This is a genomic window from Novosphingobium sp. FW305-C-30-35, assembly GCF_058783135.1.
In genome coordinates, this window is sequence record NZ_JBYSYJ010000001.1 from 2496118 (window position 1) to 2512392 (window position 16275).

Sequence of the window (16275 nt, forward strand, 5' to 3'; positions counted from 1 at the left end):
GGCGCCAGAATCCTTGCCCTTTGCGGCCATGGTCGCTAACCGCGCAAACCCATGAAGTACGTCAGCACCCGGGGGCAGGCACCCTCGCTCGATTTCCAGGGCGTCACGCTCGCAGGCCTCGCCTCGGATGGCGGCCTCTACGTGCCCGAGGCATGGCCGCAGTTCAGCGCGGACGAGATCGCCGCCATGGCCGGTTTGCCCTACGCGAAGCTGGCGCAGACGATCATGCAGCCCTTTGTCGGCGATTGCCTGACGCCTGAGCGCCTGCTCGAACTGTGCGAGCAGGCCTATGGCCGCTTTGCTCACGCTTCCGTCGTGCCGCTCAAGCAACTAGACGAGACGCAGTGGGTGCTCGAACTGTTCCACGGGCCTACGCTGGCGTTCAAGGACGTCGCGCTGCAGCTGCTCGGCCTGCTGTTCGAGGAGTTCCTTGCGCGCGGCGATGATCACATAACCATCGTCGGCGCGACTTCGGGCGATACCGGCTCGGCCGCGATCGACGCTGTTGCCGGCCGTGCCAAGGTGGACATTTTCATGCTCCATCCACATGGCCGCGTGTCCGACGTGCAGCGTCGCCAGATGACCACGGTCATCGCGCCCAACGTCCACAACATCGCCATCGACGGCAGCTTCGACGACGCTCAGGCGATGGTGAAGCGCATGTTCAACGATGCCGCAATGACCAGCCGCTTCGGCATCGCAGCGGTGAACTCGATCAACTGGGCACGGTTGATGGCGCAGGTAGTCTACTACTTCTACGCCGCGCTCCAGCTTGGCGCACCACAGCGCAAGGTTGCGTTCTCGGTTCCGACGGGCAACTTCGGCGATGTCTTTGCAGGATACGTCGCGGCCAAGATGGGCCTGCCGATCGAGCGCCTCATCGTTGCAACCAACGTCAACGACATCCTCCACCGCGCGCTGTCCAGCGGCGACTATTCCGCCAGCACCGTCACGCCAACGGCTGCGCCATCGATGGACATCCAGGTGTCCTCGAACTTCGAACGCCTGCTGTTCGACGGCTGCGGCCGAGACGGCTCTGCGCTTGCCGCGCAGATGAAGCACTTCGAGGCGACCAGGGCGATGCAGCTGACCAACGCGCAGCGCGAATCGGCAGCTGAATTGTTCACCTCCGAGCGCGCCGATGCCGGGCAGATGGCCAATGCCATGCGCTGGGCCTATGAGGCTTGCGGCGAAGTGCTCGATCCCCACACGGCAATCGGCCTCCACGCCGCTCGCGTTGCAGAAGGTATCCCCGCGGGCGTGCCGATCGTCACGCTCGCCACTGCCCATCCCGCCAAGTTCGTCGACGCGGTAGAGCGCGCCACCGGCGTCCGCCCGGGCCTGCCTTCGCGCGTAGGTGACCTGTTCGAGCGCGAGGAGCGCTATGATCGCCTTCCCGGCGAGTATGATGCTGTCGCCGCCTACGTCGCCGAGCGCGCCACGCTCAAGCATGGCTGATCTCGATCTCCAGCCGAAGTTGATGGTCGGCGAGGGCTGGGCGGACTTCGCCCTGCTCGATTCCGGCCACGGTCGGAAGCTGGAGCAATACGGCCCGCACCGGTTCATCCGCCCTGAACCGCAGGCGATGTGGACACCGCGCACTTCGGACTGGAGCGCCGACGCCGAGTTCGTCCCAGGTTCCGACGAGGACGGTGGCGGTCGCTGGCAGTTCGATCGCCCGGTCCCGCGCGAGGGCTGGGAGCTTGGCTGGAACGACGTCCGCTTCACCGCCTCCTGCACCCCGTTCCGGCACCTCGGCTTCTTCCCGGACATGGCTCCGGTGTGGGACTGGATGGGCGAGCGTCTTGCCGGCAAGCCTGACGCGCAGACTTTGAACCTGTTCGGCTACACCGGCGTCGGCACGCTGGCGCTGTCCGATTACGGTCCGGTCACCCACGTCGACGCCTCGAAGAAGTCTGTCGCCCAGGCCCGCGCCAATGCACAATTGTCAGGCATGGCCGAACGCCCGGTCCGCTGGATCATTGATGACGCTGCCAAGTTCACCGCCCGCGAAGTCCGCCGCGGTCGCCGCTACGATGGCATCATCCTCGATCCACCGAAGTTCGGCCGTGGCCCTGATGGCGAAGTCTGGCGTCTTGAGGAGAGCCTTCCCGGCCTGATTGCCGATTGCGCGCAACTGCTTGACGCCGACAGCCGCTTCCTGTTCCTCACCGTCTATGCTGTCCGTATGTCCTCCCTCGCCATTGCCGGGCTTCTGGCAGAGGCCCTGAAGGACCTGCCCGGCACGATCGAGCACGGCGACCTCTGCATCCGCGAACAGGGTGGGGGCGGACGTCACTTGCCCACGGCCATCTTCGCCCGCTGGAAAAGCTGAATCCCACCCGGTGCGATGGACTTGACGTCGCGCCGGTGCCAAAGAGCTCATCCCATGTCAGACAGCCTGATCCTCGAAGTCGCCAATCTCGAAACCGATGTCCTGACCGGGATCTATTCGGAAGAGACCGGCCGTCCGCAGCCCCTGCGCATCACGATGCGAGTCGGGCTCAGGCATCAGGATCGCTACACCGCCGATTGCCCGCTTGCCGCCAGCAAGAACTACATGGACCTCAAGTTTGCGGCCACCGACGGCTTGCCCAAGGGGGTGCATTTCAAGCTGATCGAGGCCGTGGCAGACCACATCATCGAAACGCTGATGTTGCAGGATGATCGGGTCCAGTGGGTGGAAGTGAAGATCGTGAAGCTGGCGATCAGCGAGAACGGCGAGGAAATCGGGATCACCCTAAAGCGCGAGCGCAAGGCTTGAGCCAGCGCCCACTCGCGCTGGTCACCGGCGGTTGGCGCCGGATCGGCGGCGCGATTGCCCGCAAGCTTGCGGGTGAGGGCTGGGACCTGGCCCTCCACGCCCACCGCGCCTCGACATTCGACAATGAATTTAAGGCCCAGCTCGAATGGCTCGGTGCAGCGGTCCATCCCGTATCGGGCGACCTCGAAGATCCCGCCTATCCACCCAACCTGCTCTGCGAAGTGACCGCGCTTGCCGGTCGCTCGCCCGACCTGCTGGTGAACTGCGCCTCGCTGTTCCATGATGATCGCGCCGAGACGATCACCTCCGAAGCGCTCGAACAGCACTTCCGTGTGAACCTGTTCGCCCCGCTGCTGCTGACCCGCGCCTTCGCCGAGGCCTTGGGCGAGCGGGGCGGTTCCGTGGTCAACATCCTCGACCAGCGCGTGCTCAATCCCGTGCCGGACCAGATCAGCTACACGCTTTCGAAGCAGGCGCTTCATGCCTCGGTGCGAACGATGGCCCGCGCCATGGCGCCCAAGGTGCGCGTCAACGGGGTCGCGCCGGGCCTGATCCTGCCGACTGCTGATTACGACGCCGAACAATGGCGGCGGCTCGAGGACATCATGCCGCTCAAGCGCCTCCCTGGCGCCGACGAAATCGCCGACGCCGTGCACTACCTTGCGAGCGCCAAATCGGTCACCGGGCAGACTTTGTTCGTCGATGCCGGCGCGGCTCTTGAATCTTACGCGCGCGACTTCGTATATCTCGAGAAGTGAGCAGCCAAGCGCCTCTGATTGATCGGTTCGCCCGCCGGATCACCTACCTCCGCCTTTCGGTGACCGACCGCTGCGACTTGCGCTGCGCCTACTGCATGCCCGAGCGCATGGAGTTCCTGCCCAAGGCTGAAGTCCTTACTCTCGAAGAGCTGCACCGCCTCTCGCTCCACTTCATTGCCCGCGGCGTTCGCAAGATTCGTCTGACCGGGGGCGAGCCGCTGGTCCGCCGCGACATGATGGATCTGGTCCGCGCGCTGGGCCGCAAACTGGGCGATGGGCTAGACGAACTGACGCTGACGACCAACGGTACGCGGCTGACCGAATTCGCCGATGACCTCGCGGCCGCGGGCGTCAAGCGGATCAACGTCTCGCTCGACACGCTGGACCGTGGGGCATTTGCCAAGCTCTCCCGGCGCGACATGCTGCCGCAGGTGCTTGAAGGCATCGCCGCTGCCAAAGCCGCGGGCCTCAGGGTCAAGATCAACGCCGTCGCGCTCAAGGACATCAATGAGGCCGAAATTCCGGGGCTGATCGAATGGGCGCATGGTGCAGGGCACGACATGACTCTTATCGAGGTCATGCCGCTCGGCGAGATCGAAGGCGACCGCTTCGATCACTACCTCCCGCTCGATGCCGTCCGCCGCGATCTCGAGACGCGCTGGACCCTGACCGACAGCGATGCACGCTCCGGCGGCCCGGCGCGCTACGTCGACATTGCCGAAACCGGCGGTCGCCTCGGCTTCATAACTCCGCTTACCGGCAATTTCTGCGCCGGTTGCAACCGCGTGCGCGTCACGGCCACCGGCCAACTCTACATGTGCCTCGGTGGCGAAGGGCGCGTCGACCTGCGTGCCGCGCTGCGCTCCGATAATCCGGACAGTGCCCTGTCCGAATGTTTCGCCCGCGCCATGGGCGAAAAGCAGGAACGTCACGCCTTCGTGATCGATAGGCCCGGCAGCGCGCCCGCCGTGTCGCGCCATATGTCCACGACGGGCGGCTGAACCATGGCAAAGCTGGTGTTCATGGGGCGGCTGGAAGACGCAGCCGGCCTGTCCGAAATGGCAGTCCAGCCCGGACCGGTCGAACAGGTCCTTGCGACGCTCGATCCTGGACTCGCCGTCCAGTTGCTGGGCGAGAAGGTCCGTATGGCGCTCAATGGCCGCCTCCTCACTGACGTCGGCGGCATTGTCCTTGGCCAAGGTGACGAACTCGCCTTCCTTCCCCCGGTGAGCGGTGGCTGACGTCCGTCTCTCGCTCGAGGCGTTCGATCCTGCCGCCGAGATCGCGTCGTTCAATGCGCGTCACCCCAACGCGGGCGGCATCGTCACCTTTCTCGGCCAGGTTCGCGATTCGGGCGGCGTCGAAGCGCTCGAACTGCAGCACTATGAACCGATGACCCTCCCCGGAATGCAAGAGCTGGCCCGGGTCACCGAGAAGCGGTGGCCCGTCGAAGGCCTGCTCATCCTCCATCGCAGCGGCGTGATGCATCCCGGTGACGCGATCGTCCTCGTCTGTGCCGCCGCCCGCCATCGTCGTGACGCTTTCGCCGCCGCCGATTTCGCCATGGACCACCTCAAGAGCGAATCGTGGTTCTGGAAGCGTGAGAAGACCGCAGCGGGTTGGCGCTGGATCGAACCCAGGCCCGAGGATCACGAAGACATTTCCCGCTGGCGCATTTGATTCGCGTCAAGGAATAGCCTCCGCGACAGGCGCATGAAGGCTCCAGCAAAAGGAGCCCAGTCCATGAGCATGCACATCGCCGCCGACCGGATCGAGCATGTCGCCGAAATCGTCGAGCAGCCGCACCACACCACTGTCGATCGCAACTTTGGCCTGCCCGGCGGGCTCTATGCCGTGTCGGCTGGCGGCTATCTCGCCTTCATTGCCATGATGGCCTCGATCTTCGGCAATGGCGAACTTGCCATCCCGATGACGATATTCGTGCTCTTCGTCGCCTGCGCTTTCGGTATCCCGGCGGTCTGGACCAAGCTCGGCGCGGACCGGCACCCCGATGCGCTCGGCTGGTACGATTTCCGCCGCAAGGGCATCCAGACCCTTTCGGGCAAGCTTGATGCCGGCTCGGCCATGGCGCAGGTGCTGATCCTGCCAGTGCTGATCGCGGTGTGGGGCCTTGCCATCGCCGTGATTGTCGCGACGGTCCGCTGAACTATCGATTACCCCCCGAAGGGCGCTGCGCTTGGGCGCGGCGCCCTTTTCCTATCCGGCAAGTTGCGAAAGCAGCGCATCGATTACCGAAGTCTCACTTGCGACCAGCGCCTCGACCTGCCCGCGCGCCTCGCGCACGGCCTTGAGATCTGCATCGGACCCGTCGACCGCACGATTGCTTGCCTCTGCCTCCAGCCGGTCAAGATCGGCAAGCGGCAGTCCGGCCCGCGCCCGCGCCGCTTCCAGTTGCGCCACCGCCAGCGATGCCACTGACCAGTTCTCCGTGCCCTTCGCTGCGCCGCGTGCGGCGCTGACGGCGCGGGTGGCCGAGGCTCGAGCGCCCTCGAATGCAGAATGTGCGTCGCGCGCTCGCTCGGTCAGGTCAGCCAACCGCTTGGCCATGCCTTCGGACATGACGGCTGGAGCGGGCGGAGCAGGAGGCGCCGCCTGCCCTGTGCGATAGGCGTCTTCTGCGGGCCTCCGGGCGAGGGAGGGGAACCTGTCGCGGTCGGCGCAGCCGCCCAGCAGGGTAGCAGCGGCGAGAGCGGCCACGATGGCAGCACGATGGGCGGCAACACGCGGCACGGCTGTGCGCAGGGCGATCAAAGTCTTGTGGCGAGCCATGAACGTCGCCATAGCATGCGCACGCGCGCTCGCCAGCCTTGCTTGGTGGCCGGGCGTCACGAAGCCGGATTTCGGGCGCGAAGCTGCCAAGTTCCCTTGATTGCGGGCATTGACAGCGGGGCCGTGTTTGACTATCCGCGCCACTCTTTCCGGGACCCTGCAGCAGCGGGGTATCGGTATGTTGCCCTCAGTCAGCGATTCGCAGGCGTTGGGCGCCTCATTTGGAATCGCCCAGGGCAACCGGGCTTTTGGAACGGATACACAGAACGATGTTCGCAATCGTGCGCACGGGCGGCAAGCAGTATCGGGTCGCCGCCGGAGACAAGATCGCGGTCGAGAAGCTGGCAGGCGAAGCCGGCGACAAGATCACGCTGAGTGAAGTCCTCCTCGCCGGTGAAGGCGATTCGCTGGCTGACGCCGCGAAAGTCACTGTTTCGGCAGAGATCATCGCCCAGGCGAAGTCGGAGAAGGTGATCGTGTTCAAGAAGCGCCGTCGCCACAACTATCGTCGCCGCAACGGTCACCGCCAGCAGATGACCCTGCTGCGCATCGTCTCGGTCGCCTGAGCGCAAACGGAATTCGGAGTAATCTGAGATGGCACACAAGAAAGCAGGCGGCTCTTCGCGCAACGGTCGCGACTCAGCCGGTCGTCGCCTCGGCGTGAAGAAGTTCGGCGGCCAGGAAGTGGTCGGCGGCAACATCATCATCCGCCAGCGCGGTACCAAGGTGTACCCGGGCGCCAACGTCGGCATGGGCAAGGATCACACCCTGTTCGCGCTTGGCGAAGGCCGCGTACGCTTCCACGCTGGCAAGCTTGGCCGCAAGTACGTGTCGGTCGACATGATGGCCGAAGCGGCTGAATAACCGGATGGTCATTCAAAGGGCCATCCCGATGGGGTGGCCCCGCCAGCACTTCGTAGCTGGCCGATAGAGGGAGAGGGCCCCGCCCATCTCCCTCTTTTCATGTCTCCCTCGGACGCAAACCGCTCCCCTCGCAATCGGATGCAAAGACTGTCCGATCCGGCGAGGGGCGCAATACCTCTGTCACGTCAGCGTTTTAGGCGCGCTTGCAGAGGGGCCGATGAAGGAGAATCTGATGTTCATTCGCAGCGAACGGCTGTTCCTGCGGCCTGCCTGGCCGGAGGACTGGGCCGAACTCCATGCCCTGATCGACGATGAGGCCGTCGTGCGCAATCTCTCGCGCGCGCCATGGCCCTATGGCCCCGACGACGCCAAGCGTTTCGTCGCGGCTCCCCAGGGTGACAATCACCCGCACTTCCTTGCAACGCTTCCAGGCGCCCATGGATCGCGGCTGATCGGCTGCGTCGGCCTCATCGAGGATGCGGGCGAGACCGAACTTGGCTACTGGGTCGCACAGGCGCACTGGGGCCGCGGCTTTGCTACCGAAGCCGTGCGCAGCCTCCTCTCGTTGGCGCGCACGCTCGGCCATCGCCGCGTCAATGCGCGCCATTTCGCCGACAATCCGGCGTCGGCAAGGGTGCTGGAGAAGGCAGGCTTCCGGCCGACCGGCGAAATCCGCCTCGGCCATAGTCCGGCGCGGACCAGGCCTGCGCCCACTATCCACCACGTCATTGACCTGGTCGCCCCGGTCGATTGCGACGGCCCGGAAGATGGCGGCTTCGAGCCGATGCGACGCGCCGCCTGATGTAAAAAAGGGCTCCCAACCGGGAGCCCTTCGATCTTCAGCGCGGCATCACCGCATCGGGAAACTCGCTGTCCGCCTTGCCGATCAGCGCGCGGTCGTCGTGCTGCCACGGGTGGAACCCCGGCAGGAAGTAGCTGAGCCAGGCCGGGAAGATGCGGCGGATCACGCCGGGCTTCCAGAGCAGATAGGCGGCCAGCTTCCACTTCCACTTCGTGCCCGTCAGCCCGTCCTGCGCCAGCAGGTCCATCGTGTCCTCGACGCGGTGGGTGATGAAGTTCTTCGTCACCACCACCATCATCAGGCTCTTGACCTTCCAGCGTTTCCACCGGCTCCAGTTGCGCGTGGCATGGAGCCAGGTGTCATAGGCAACGCCCTTGTGCTCGATTTCCTCGATCGCGTGCCAGCGCCACATGTCGGCGGCTTCCTGCTCTGCCCCGGCAAAGTGTGCAGGGTTGGCAAGGAATTCGTGCGCCATCATCGCGGTGTAGTGCTCCAGCGCCATGGTGGCCGCCAGGTTGAGAATGACCGGGCGGTCCTTGGTCAGCGCCAGCAGTTCCTCGACGCGCTTGTCGATCCGCGCCATGTCGTAACCGGCGTTTTCGGCCTGACGGTTGAACGCGATGTGCTCGCGCGTGTGGTTGATCTCCTGCTTCACGAAAGCCCGGATCTCGGCCTCGAGCTTTGGCGGCACGCCATCGCGGTGCGCCTTGACCGCTTCGATGAAGAACGCCTCGCCGCGAGGAAACGTGCCCGACAGTGCATTGTGCCACGCTGTTGCCACCGGATCGCCAGCCAGCCACCAGCGGCCCGCAGGCTCATTGCGGCCAAAGCGACGGTCGCGTATCGTGATCGTCAGGTCCGATGGGGTGGGCACGGCCTTGCCGGAGGCGGCGGTGCGCTCTAGGGCGATCGTGGGGGTCATGGCAGTCATGAGCCGTAATCTAGGCGTGCTTACACCAATGTCAATAAGGAAGCGTCTTCCGCCTGAAGAAAGCCGCATGGCTGCGCTCGAAGCCGCGCGCGCGCTGCTGGTGGAAGCGGGCCCTCAAGCTGTCACGCTCAAGGCTGTTGCCGGGCGAATCGGTCGTACGCACGCCAACCTGCTGCATCACTTCGGCTCCGCGTCCGGTCTCCAGAAGGCACTGGCCAAGCATCTTGCCGAGACGATCTGCGCCACTATCCGCGATGCGGTGATAGCCAGCCGCTCGGGCATCGGCAAACCCCGCGATGTCGTGGACCTGACATTTGATGCCTTCGACCGTGAAGGCGCGGGCGCGCTCGCCTCGTGGATGTTGCTTTCCGGCAACGAGGATGCGCTCGACCCCATCGTCGACACCATTCACGATCTCGTCGTCGATCTTGAGGAATACAGCTCCGACGCGCAGCGCAGCACCACCCTTGCGCTCACGCTCATGGCCTTGGGCGATGCGCTGATGGGAGGCCCGCTTGCCAAGGGTCTGGAACTGCCACGCACCGCCGCGCGCGACCGCGCCGAACAGATGCTGATCGAAGGAATCGCCGCCGGGCAGGTTACTCAGGCGGATTGAGGTCCATCCAGTCCGGGGCAAGGTCGGCTGGAATGTCATCCACCCGGCGATGGTCAACCGCAAGGCCAAGGTCCGCATAGGCCACGCGCTGCCGCGCCGGGTCTGACTTGTCCAGCGGCACCACCACCAGCCGACGATTGACCTTCTGTCGCCAGTTCATCCGCGCCGTATTCTCCTGACCCACATAGCAGCCCTTGGTGAAGCTCACGCCATTGAGGTCCACGGCGTTGCACTCAAGCCAGAGCACTTCGCCGTTGCCCAATTCAGCCTGGCCTTCGGCCACGCCCAACTTGAGTCGATGCGCGCGCCATGCATCGTCTCCCGCTTCGTCAGCATCGGACACCGGCGCAATCCACCGCTGCCCCAGCGCGCGCAGACGGGGATCGTCCGCGCCTCCATCGCCGGGGTGATCCTCCCAGAACACGCCGAGCGAATCGGCCCGTTCAATCCCGATCTTGCGCCGCAGCCGGTAGAGCATGAGGCGCTTGGCCAGGGCATCGGCACTGGCCGCCTCGCAATCGATCAGCAGGCCATCCACGCCATCGGGCCAGACGAGGAAGTCAAACAGCACCTTGCCCTGCGGGCTCAGCAGCGCCGTCCACACCGGCAGCACACCTTTGACGTCGTTGGTCACAAGCCCCTGCAGGAAACCGGCAACATCCTCGCCGGGCTCAAGCGGAGAAAGGCGGATCAGGGCGCGTTGGAAGAGGCGGGTCATGACTGGTAGATAGGAAGCGTCGCCGCTAAGGGGAACCCCATGACGACAACGACGACTCTGACGATCCGCCGCCCCGATGACTGGCACACCCACTTGCGCGACAAGGACGTGCTCGTTGGCGTCGCACCTTATACCGCGCGCCAGTTTGCCAGGGCGATCGTCATGCCCAACCTTTCGCCGCCGATGACCGATGTTGCGGGCGTTGCCGCCTATCGCGACCGCATCCTTGCCGCGCTCCCGGCGGGCAGCGATTTCAACCCGCTGATGACGCTTTACCTGACCGATTCGACCGACACTGCCGAAGTCGAGCGCGGTTTTGCCGAAGGTGTGTTCGTCGCGGCCAAGCTTTACCCTGCCCATGCCACCACCGGATCTGCCCACGGTGTCACCGACATCCGCAATATCTATCCGGTGCTGGAGGTCATGCAGCGCATCGGCATGCCGCTGCTGATCCATGGCGAAGTCACCGACAGCCACGTCGACATCTTCGATCGCGAAGCCGTTTTCATCGACCGCACACTGACGCGCCTTGTTGCCGACATGCCCGAGCTCAGGATTGTTTTCGAACATATCACCACCGAGGAAGCCGCGCAGTTCGTGCAAGGGGCGGGGCCGAACGTCGCGGCCACGATCACGCCGCAGCACCTCCACATCAACCGCAACGCCATGCTGGTCGGCGGCATCCGGCCACATGCCTTTTGCCTGCCGGTGGCCAAGCGCGAGAAGCACCGCCTTGCCCTGCGCAAGCTTGCCACCTCCAGCTGCGAGCGCGTGTTCCTCGGCACTGACACCGCGCCGCACGCCAAGCACCTCAAGGAAACTGCCTGCGGCTGCGCCGGCATCTTCAACGCGCCCTTCGCGCTCGAAAGCTACGTCACCGTGTTCGACGAGGAAGGCGCGCTGGACCGCTTCGAGGCGTTCGCCTCGCTCAACGGCCCGGCGTTCTATCGCATGCCGGTGAACGAAAGCACGATCACGCTCGAGAAGGCTCCGGTGGAAGTCCCTGAAGTGCTCGATTGCAACGGCACGCTGATCGTGCCGTTCCATGCGGGCGAAACTCTCGCATGGCGGCTGGCTTGAACCTTCAGGCCTGGCGGGCCCGCTTCACCATGTCCCAACTGTAGAGCGCGATTGCCGCCCAGATCAACGCGAAGCACGCGAGCCTCGTAGTGTCGAGCGCTTCGCCGAACACCGTCAGCCCGAGAATGAAGCTGAGCGTGGGTGACAGGAACTGGACGAAGCCCAGGGTCGAGAGCGGTAGGCTCCGCGCTGCCACGGCGAACAGCAGCAGCGGTATCGCCGTCGCCACGCCCGAAGCGATCAGCAGCGGGGTCTCATGCCCGCCCATCGCGAGGGCCGACCCCGCGGGTGAAACCGCGCCAAGCCAGACGATGACCAGCGCTGGCGCCACCAGCAGCACGGTCTCGATCGTCAGGCCAGGAACCGCACCGACCGGCGCCTTCTTCCGCACGAAGCCATAGAACGCGAACGTGAACGCCAACGATAGCGCGACCGCCAGCGTATCCAGCGCGCCCCCGAGCAGCAGGGCTATTCCCGCACCAGCCAGCGCCACCGCCATCCATTGTACCCGGGTCAGCCGCTCGCCGAGGAAGACCGTGCCGAGAACGACGTTGATCAGCGGGTTGATATAGTAGCCAAGGCTTGTCGCCAGAACGTGCCCGCTGTTGATGGCGATCACGAAGATCAGCCAGTTCGATCCGATCAGCAGCGCGCTCAGCACAAGCAGGCCGAGCACATGGCCGCTGGTCAGCGCCGCCCTGACATCCGGCCATTGCTTGCGGAAGCTGATGATCACGAAGCAGACCGGCACAGTGAACAGAACCCGCCAGCCCACCAGTTCGAGCGGGGGCACCGCGTGAAGCGCGCGGAAATAGAGCGGGAGCAGGCCCCACATCACATAAGCCGCCAGTGCTGATGCGAGTCCCCGGCGTAAGGTGCTGGATTCGTTCATGCGGCGTCCCTGCCAGCAATGTCGGACGGGGCCAACCCCGCTCTGGCCCTCGTTTCATCGGCAACGGCAATCGCTTCGCCGCAAAGTTCAAATCTGACGCCCCGGTTGCGATCTGTTCAGGTTGGCGGGCGTAAATCTTAACCAACGAAGCAACAGGACCAGACTCCGAACGGTGCGGGTCCTCGATCAAATGAGGAGAACGTCAATGTTCAACCTGAAGAATACCGCCCTGGCCCTGGTTGCCGCATCAACCGTCGCTGCTGCCGTTCCGGCAAGCGCTGCAGTCTTTCCGCAGGCTCAGGCGAGCACCGCCGTTGCCGCCCAGTGGAATGAAGGCTGGAATGGCGAGAGCTGGGAACATGGTCGTCGCGACCGCGACTGGCGCGGTGACCGCTATTACGGCCGTGGCTACGACCGCAACTATTACCGCGGAAATGACCGTCGCTATTATGGCGACCCCGTCTATCGCAACACCCGCGTCTGGCGCGGCAATGATGGCCGCTACTACTGCCGCCGCTCGAACGGCACGACCGGTCTCCTGATCGGTGGTGCAGCCGGCGCCCTGCTCGGCCGTGAAGTCGCCGGTGATTATGGCGACCGCACTCTCGGTGCGATCCTCGGCGCCGCCGGTGGCGCCCTGCTCGGCCGCGAGGTTGACCGTGGGGGCTCGCGCTGCCGCTAAGTCAGGCCTCCTGAGTTATTGACCGTCCTTCGGGTCGCACTGAAAGGTCGGCGAGGGAGCGCTCCGCCGATGCGGGACGCTCCCTTTTTCTTAACCATGCCGCGCTAGTCCACCATCATGCGCAGCCTTGGCCTCGTTCTCACACTGACTCTCGCTGCCTGCGGTTCTGCGCCTGTCGAGCAGGACAAGACCCCGCTGGACCCGGTAATGACCGAGGCCCTCGAAGGACAGCTCATGGTCGATCCCGACCTCAGCCAGCAGAACATGCGCAATCTCGCGATCGTTCCCGGCGGTCCGATCGACCCGGCGCTCCCGCTTCCCGATCCGAAAAGCTGAATGCCTATTCGCTGCGCAGGCCCACGCCGATGCTTGCGCGCGGCTGATCCATCTCGCTCGAGGCGACCGGGTAGGCGCAATAGTCCGCCGCGTAATAGGCGCTCGGCCGGTGGTTGCCTGAAAGCCCGACACCGCCAAACGGCGCGGCAGACGACGCACCATTGGTCGGCCGGTTCCAGTTGACCACGCCCGCTCGGATATTGGCCCAGAAGCGGTTGTAGTCCTGCGGGGTGCCGCCGATCAGCGAGGCAGAAAGACCGAACCGTGTGTTGTTCGCCTCGGCAATCGCCTCGTCGAAATCATCGACCTTCACCACCTGCAGGAGCGGGCCGAACAGTTCCACATCAGGCCGCTCGGCAATGCCGGTAACGTCGATGATCGCCGGGCTCAGGAACGGCAGTCCGTCCTGAAGCCGCACCATGTGCTTGATCGGCCGTCCGCCCGACGACAGCAGGTAGACGAAACTTTCGGTCAGCCCGTCAGCCGTGCGGTTGTCGATCACCGGGCCCATGAAGGGCGCCGGCTCGTCGAACGGAGCGCCGACGATGATCCGGTCGGCCAGATGCTTCACCTGGCTCACCACCTCGTCGTACATCGAAGATTTGACGATCAGGCGCCGCCCGGCCGTGCAACGCTGCCCGGCGCTGGTGAACGCCGATTGCACGATCAGCGTGGCGGTATCCTCGATCTTGGGTGTATCCCACACCACGATCGGGTTGTTGCCGCCCATCTCCAGCGCCACGATCTTGCCGGGATTCGAGGCCAGCTTGCGGTTGATCGCGATGCCGGCGTGGGCAGAGCCGGTGAACAGCACGCCGTCGATCCCGTCATGGGCGACCAGCGCCTGACCCTCGGCGGGGCCACCGATCAGCACCTGGACCACGGCCGCCGAGATGCCCGCCCGGTGGAAGCACTGCGCCAGCAGTTCACCTGTCGCCGGGGTCTTTTCCGAAGGCTTGAACACCACGGCATTGCCGGCAATCAGAGCCGGCACGATATGGCCGTTGGGCAGGTGGGCCGGGAAGTTGTATGGCCCGAGCACTGCCAGCACGCCATGCGGCTTGTGGCGCAGCGCCGCCGTGCCTTGCAGCGCGCTGTCCAGCTTGCGCTGCGACGTGCGGTCGGCATAGGCGCGGATCGAGATCTCGACCTTGTTGACGACGCTTTCGACTTCAGTGCGCGCTTCCCACAGCGGCTTGCCTGTCTCGCGCGAGATCATTGTCGCCAGCTTGTCGGCATCCTTGCGCACTTCGTTGGCGAAGCGGCGCACCAGCTCGATGCGCGTGGCAAGGGGCTGCGCTGCCCATGCCGGCCAGGCCCTGCGCGCACGCGCGACGACTTCTTCGACATCGCCGATCTTGCCGCGCCACACTTCGGCGCCGGTTGCGGGTTCAAACGATACGATTTCGGCAGCTGCCACGGATTTGCCTGCTCTTCTTTTCAATTCTTGCGCGAACGATGGGTCCCGATCCCGGACGTACCGTAACGCAGCGTTGGTTACCGATTAAACAAAATTCATGGGCGGGACCACCCCTGCCTTTCGGATTTCAAACGGGGCGGAATTCACGCGGCCGAATGACCCACCGGTTCGGGCCTTGCGCCCATTGCCTCGCCCATGCGCCGCACTGCATCGACTTTGGCGAACAGACCGCTCCAGTCGTCCTGTCCGGCAATCGGAGCCCAGATCGCCTCCACTTCATCGATCAGCATGGACTGCGGTGCTGCATCGGACCAGTACGGATGGCTACTGTCGGTCGCAACGTAAGGCGCCAACGATGCCTTCAGCGCCTGCTCCTCCTCGCTTGCCCCGAACGGTCCGCGCCCGCAGCGATGGGTGAAGAAGAACGCATCCGGTCCCAGTCCCCGGGTTGCCATCACCTTTTCGCAAGCCCCGATCAGCGCCGTATCCTCTTCCAGCCCGCGTTGTTCCACACCCAGCCGCCACAGCCATCGCTTCGTCATGGCCTGCTGGTACAGCTCGGGATAGCGGTTGAGCACCTCGATCAGCGGCGGCGCCTCTACCAGCGTGCGCAAGGCCACGGCCAATTGCCCGCAATTCCAGTGAATTGCCTCGGGCTGGCGGCCATAGGCATAAAGCCCCTGGTGATCGAAGTAGGCCGCGGTGAAGCCAGGTTCCCACTTCGGCAGCCACCGCCACGGCCCATAGTCGAAGCTTTCGCCCGTCACGTTCATGTTGTCGGAATTGAGCACGCCATGGACGAAGCCTGCCACCATGTAGCTCGCCGCCATGTCGGCCATGCGCTCGACAACCTGATTGAAGAACCGCACCGCCGGATGGGGCGCATCTGCGTGGCCCCCCGGAAAGTTCTCGAGGCAGTAGGTCCCCAGTTGCGCCATCTCGTCTTCGAGCTCCAGCGCCGCCAGCCGCTGGAACGTGCCGATGCGGATGTGCCCATGGCTCAAGCGTACCAGCACTGCCGATCGCGTCGGCGAGGGTTCGTCCCCGCGATACAGCGATTCGCCGGTCTCGATCACCGAAAGCGTGCGGCTGGTATTCACCCCCAGCGCCTCGAGCATCTCGGTCGCCAGAATTTCGCGCACTGCGCCTTTCAGCGTCAGCCGCCCATCGCCTGCGCGGCTCCACGGCGTCTGGCCGGAACCCTTAGTGCCCAGATCCATCTGCCGCCCGCCTGCGTCGAGCATCTGTGCAAAGGTAAACCCGCGCCCGTCGCCCAGGTCAGGGTTGTAAACCCGGAACTGATGCCCGTGATACCGTAGCGCCAGCGGTCCAGGCATGTTGTCGGCCAAAGGCTCGAAACGCCCGAAATGTCGCACCCATTCCTGATCGGTCAGACGCGCCAAGCCGATCTCGGCTGCCGCCCGGTCATTGCGCCAGCGCAGTATGGTTTTGGGAAAGTCCGCCGCCTTCACCGGATCGCCGATCCAGTCGGCCAGAGCCATGATACGGGGTGAGGGGCGATAGATCGCGTCTTGCGGGAGCGCCTGCATCCGGCAATAGTGGGCATGACCAGGCCTGCCCGCAAGCAGGCACCCCCGATTTCACGCGGAATACCAGACGAA

At 64.8% G+C, this 16275-nt stretch carries 21 protein-coding genes; 15 read left to right on the top strand and 6 right to left on the bottom strand.

What is annotated here, in order from left to right; translation table 11 throughout:
* The first annotated feature begins 51 nt into the window (after positions 1-51).
* From thrC to AC3WLM_RS12380, 8 genes are all read left to right on the top strand, one after another.
* On the top strand, positions 52-1458 hold the full coding sequence (thrC, locus tag AC3WLM_RS12345) for a threonine synthase (protein ID WP_492477504.1): 1407 nt from the start codon (positions 52-54) through the stop codon (positions 1456-1458).
* Positions 1451-2335 (top strand): class I SAM-dependent methyltransferase, encoded by an 885-nt coding sequence (locus AC3WLM_RS12350; RefSeq protein WP_039332903.1) that lies wholly within the window; start codon positions 1451-1453, stop codon positions 2333-2335. Before thrC ends, AC3WLM_RS12350 begins: the two co-directional genes overlap by 8 nt.
* A gap of 54 nt (positions 2336-2389) precedes the next feature.
* The gene (locus AC3WLM_RS12355) at positions 2390-2764 is read left to right on the top strand and encodes a dihydroneopterin aldolase (RefSeq protein ID WP_039332665.1); all 375 of its coding nucleotides are present in this window, start codon (positions 2390-2392) and stop codon (positions 2762-2764) included.
* The gene (locus AC3WLM_RS12360) at positions 2761-3522 is read left to right on the top strand and encodes an SDR family oxidoreductase (RefSeq protein ID WP_039332667.1); all 762 of its coding nucleotides are present in this window, start codon (positions 2761-2763) and stop codon (positions 3520-3522) included. Before AC3WLM_RS12355 ends, AC3WLM_RS12360 begins: the two co-directional genes overlap by 4 nt.
* The gene (gene moaA, locus AC3WLM_RS12365; RefSeq protein ID WP_492477505.1) at positions 3519-4523 is read left to right on the top strand and encodes a GTP 3',8-cyclase MoaA; all 1005 of its coding nucleotides are present in this window, start codon (positions 3519-3521) and stop codon (positions 4521-4523) included. The genes AC3WLM_RS12360 and moaA overlap by 4 nt, the downstream gene beginning before the upstream one ends.
* A 3-nt stretch (positions 4524-4526) precedes the next feature.
* A complete protein-coding gene (locus AC3WLM_RS12370; RefSeq protein ID WP_492477506.1) occupies positions 4527-4763 on the top strand; it encodes a MoaD/ThiS family protein in 237 nt (78 codons plus the stop codon).
* A complete protein-coding gene (locus tag AC3WLM_RS12375) occupies positions 4756-5202 on the top strand; it encodes a molybdenum cofactor biosynthesis protein MoaE (protein WP_193827778.1) in 447 nt (148 codons plus the stop codon). Before AC3WLM_RS12370 ends, AC3WLM_RS12375 begins: the two co-directional genes overlap by 8 nt.
* Positions 5203-5265: 63 nt before the next feature.
* Complete coding sequence (locus AC3WLM_RS12380; protein WP_039332672.1) at positions 5266-5688, top strand: hypothetical protein; 423 nt, start codon at positions 5266-5268, stop codon at positions 5686-5688.
* A 51-nt stretch (positions 5689-5739) separates the two neighbouring features.
* Here the strand turns inward: AC3WLM_RS12380 and AC3WLM_RS12385 are convergent, their stop codons facing one another.
* Positions 5740-6312: a hypothetical protein gene (locus AC3WLM_RS12385; protein WP_492477507.1), complete on the bottom strand. Its 573-nt coding sequence runs from the start codon at positions 6310-6312 to the stop codon at positions 5740-5742.
* A gap of 269 nt (positions 6313-6581) precedes the next feature.
* On the opposite strand from AC3WLM_RS12385, the gene rplU reads away from it, so the two are divergent.
* From rplU to AC3WLM_RS12400, 3 genes are all read left to right on the top strand, one after another.
* Positions 6582-6878 carry a 50S ribosomal protein L21 gene (rplU, locus tag AC3WLM_RS12390; protein ID WP_193827780.1) on the top strand — a complete coding sequence of 99 codons (297 nt, stop codon included), beginning with the start codon at positions 6582-6584 and terminating at the stop codon, positions 6876-6878.
* Positions 6879-6906: 28 nt separating this feature from the next.
* The gene (rpmA, locus tag AC3WLM_RS12395) at positions 6907-7176 is read left to right on the top strand and encodes a 50S ribosomal protein L27 (protein WP_039332678.1); all 270 of its coding nucleotides are present in this window, start codon (positions 6907-6909) and stop codon (positions 7174-7176) included.
* Between the two features lie 232 nt (positions 7177-7408).
* Complete coding sequence (locus tag AC3WLM_RS12400) at positions 7409-7978, top strand: GNAT family N-acetyltransferase (protein ID WP_492477508.1); 570 nt, start codon at positions 7409-7411, stop codon at positions 7976-7978.
* 37 nt (positions 7979-8015) lie between these two features.
* Here the strand turns inward: AC3WLM_RS12400 and AC3WLM_RS12405 are convergent, their stop codons facing one another.
* On the bottom strand, positions 8016-8900 hold the full coding sequence (locus AC3WLM_RS12405; protein ID WP_492478123.1) for a metal-dependent hydrolase: 885 nt from the start codon (positions 8898-8900) through the stop codon (positions 8016-8018).
* A gap of 37 nt (positions 8901-8937) precedes the next feature.
* Here AC3WLM_RS12405 and AC3WLM_RS12410 point away from each other — a divergent pair, with 37 nt between their 5' ends.
* The gene (locus AC3WLM_RS12410; protein ID WP_039332680.1) at positions 8938-9525 is read left to right on the top strand and encodes a TetR/AcrR family transcriptional regulator; all 588 of its coding nucleotides are present in this window, start codon (positions 8938-8940) and stop codon (positions 9523-9525) included.
* On the opposite strand, the gene ygfZ is transcribed toward AC3WLM_RS12410, so the two are convergent.
* Positions 9509-10243, bottom strand: coding sequence for a CAF17-like 4Fe-4S cluster assembly/insertion protein YgfZ (gene ygfZ / locus AC3WLM_RS12415; RefSeq protein ID WP_492477509.1), 735 nt, complete (start codon positions 10241-10243; stop codon positions 9509-9511). The genes AC3WLM_RS12410 and ygfZ overlap by 17 nt on opposite strands.
* Positions 10244-10282: 39 nt before the next feature.
* Here ygfZ and pyrC point away from each other — a divergent pair, with 39 nt between their 5' ends.
* Entirely contained in the window at positions 10283-11323 is a 1041-nt protein-coding gene (gene pyrC / locus AC3WLM_RS12420) for a dihydroorotase (RefSeq protein ID WP_492477510.1), read from the top strand.
* 4 nt (positions 11324-11327) lie between these two features.
* Here pyrC and rarD read toward each other — a convergent pair whose 3' ends face one another.
* Positions 11328-12215, bottom strand: a complete 888-nt coding sequence (rarD, locus tag AC3WLM_RS12425; RefSeq protein WP_492477511.1) for an EamA family transporter RarD — start codon at positions 12213-12215, stop codon at positions 11328-11330.
* 205 nt (positions 12216-12420) lie between these two features.
* Between rarD and AC3WLM_RS12430 the strand changes: the two genes are divergently transcribed.
* Together AC3WLM_RS12430 and AC3WLM_RS12435 are read left to right on the top strand one after the other, a co-directional pair.
* The gene (locus AC3WLM_RS12430) at positions 12421-12897 is read left to right on the top strand and encodes a glycine zipper 2TM domain-containing protein (protein ID WP_193827784.1); all 477 of its coding nucleotides are present in this window, start codon (positions 12421-12423) and stop codon (positions 12895-12897) included.
* A gap of 117 nt (positions 12898-13014) precedes the next feature.
* Positions 13015-13233, top strand: a complete 219-nt coding sequence (locus AC3WLM_RS12435) for a hypothetical protein (protein WP_039332688.1) — start codon at positions 13015-13017, stop codon at positions 13231-13233.
* 4 nt (positions 13234-13237) lie between these two features.
* Here the strand turns inward: AC3WLM_RS12435 and astD are convergent, their stop codons facing one another.
* Positions 13238-14653: a succinylglutamate-semialdehyde dehydrogenase gene (astD, locus tag AC3WLM_RS12440; protein ID WP_039332690.1), complete on the bottom strand. Its 1416-nt coding sequence runs from the start codon at positions 14651-14653 to the stop codon at positions 13238-13240.
* Between the two features lie 143 nt (positions 14654-14796).
* Positions 14797-16203: a protein adenylyltransferase SelO gene (locus tag AC3WLM_RS12445; RefSeq protein ID WP_492477512.1), complete on the bottom strand. Its 1407-nt coding sequence runs from the start codon at positions 16201-16203 to the stop codon at positions 14797-14799.
* Positions 16204-16275 lie beyond the last annotated feature (72 nt).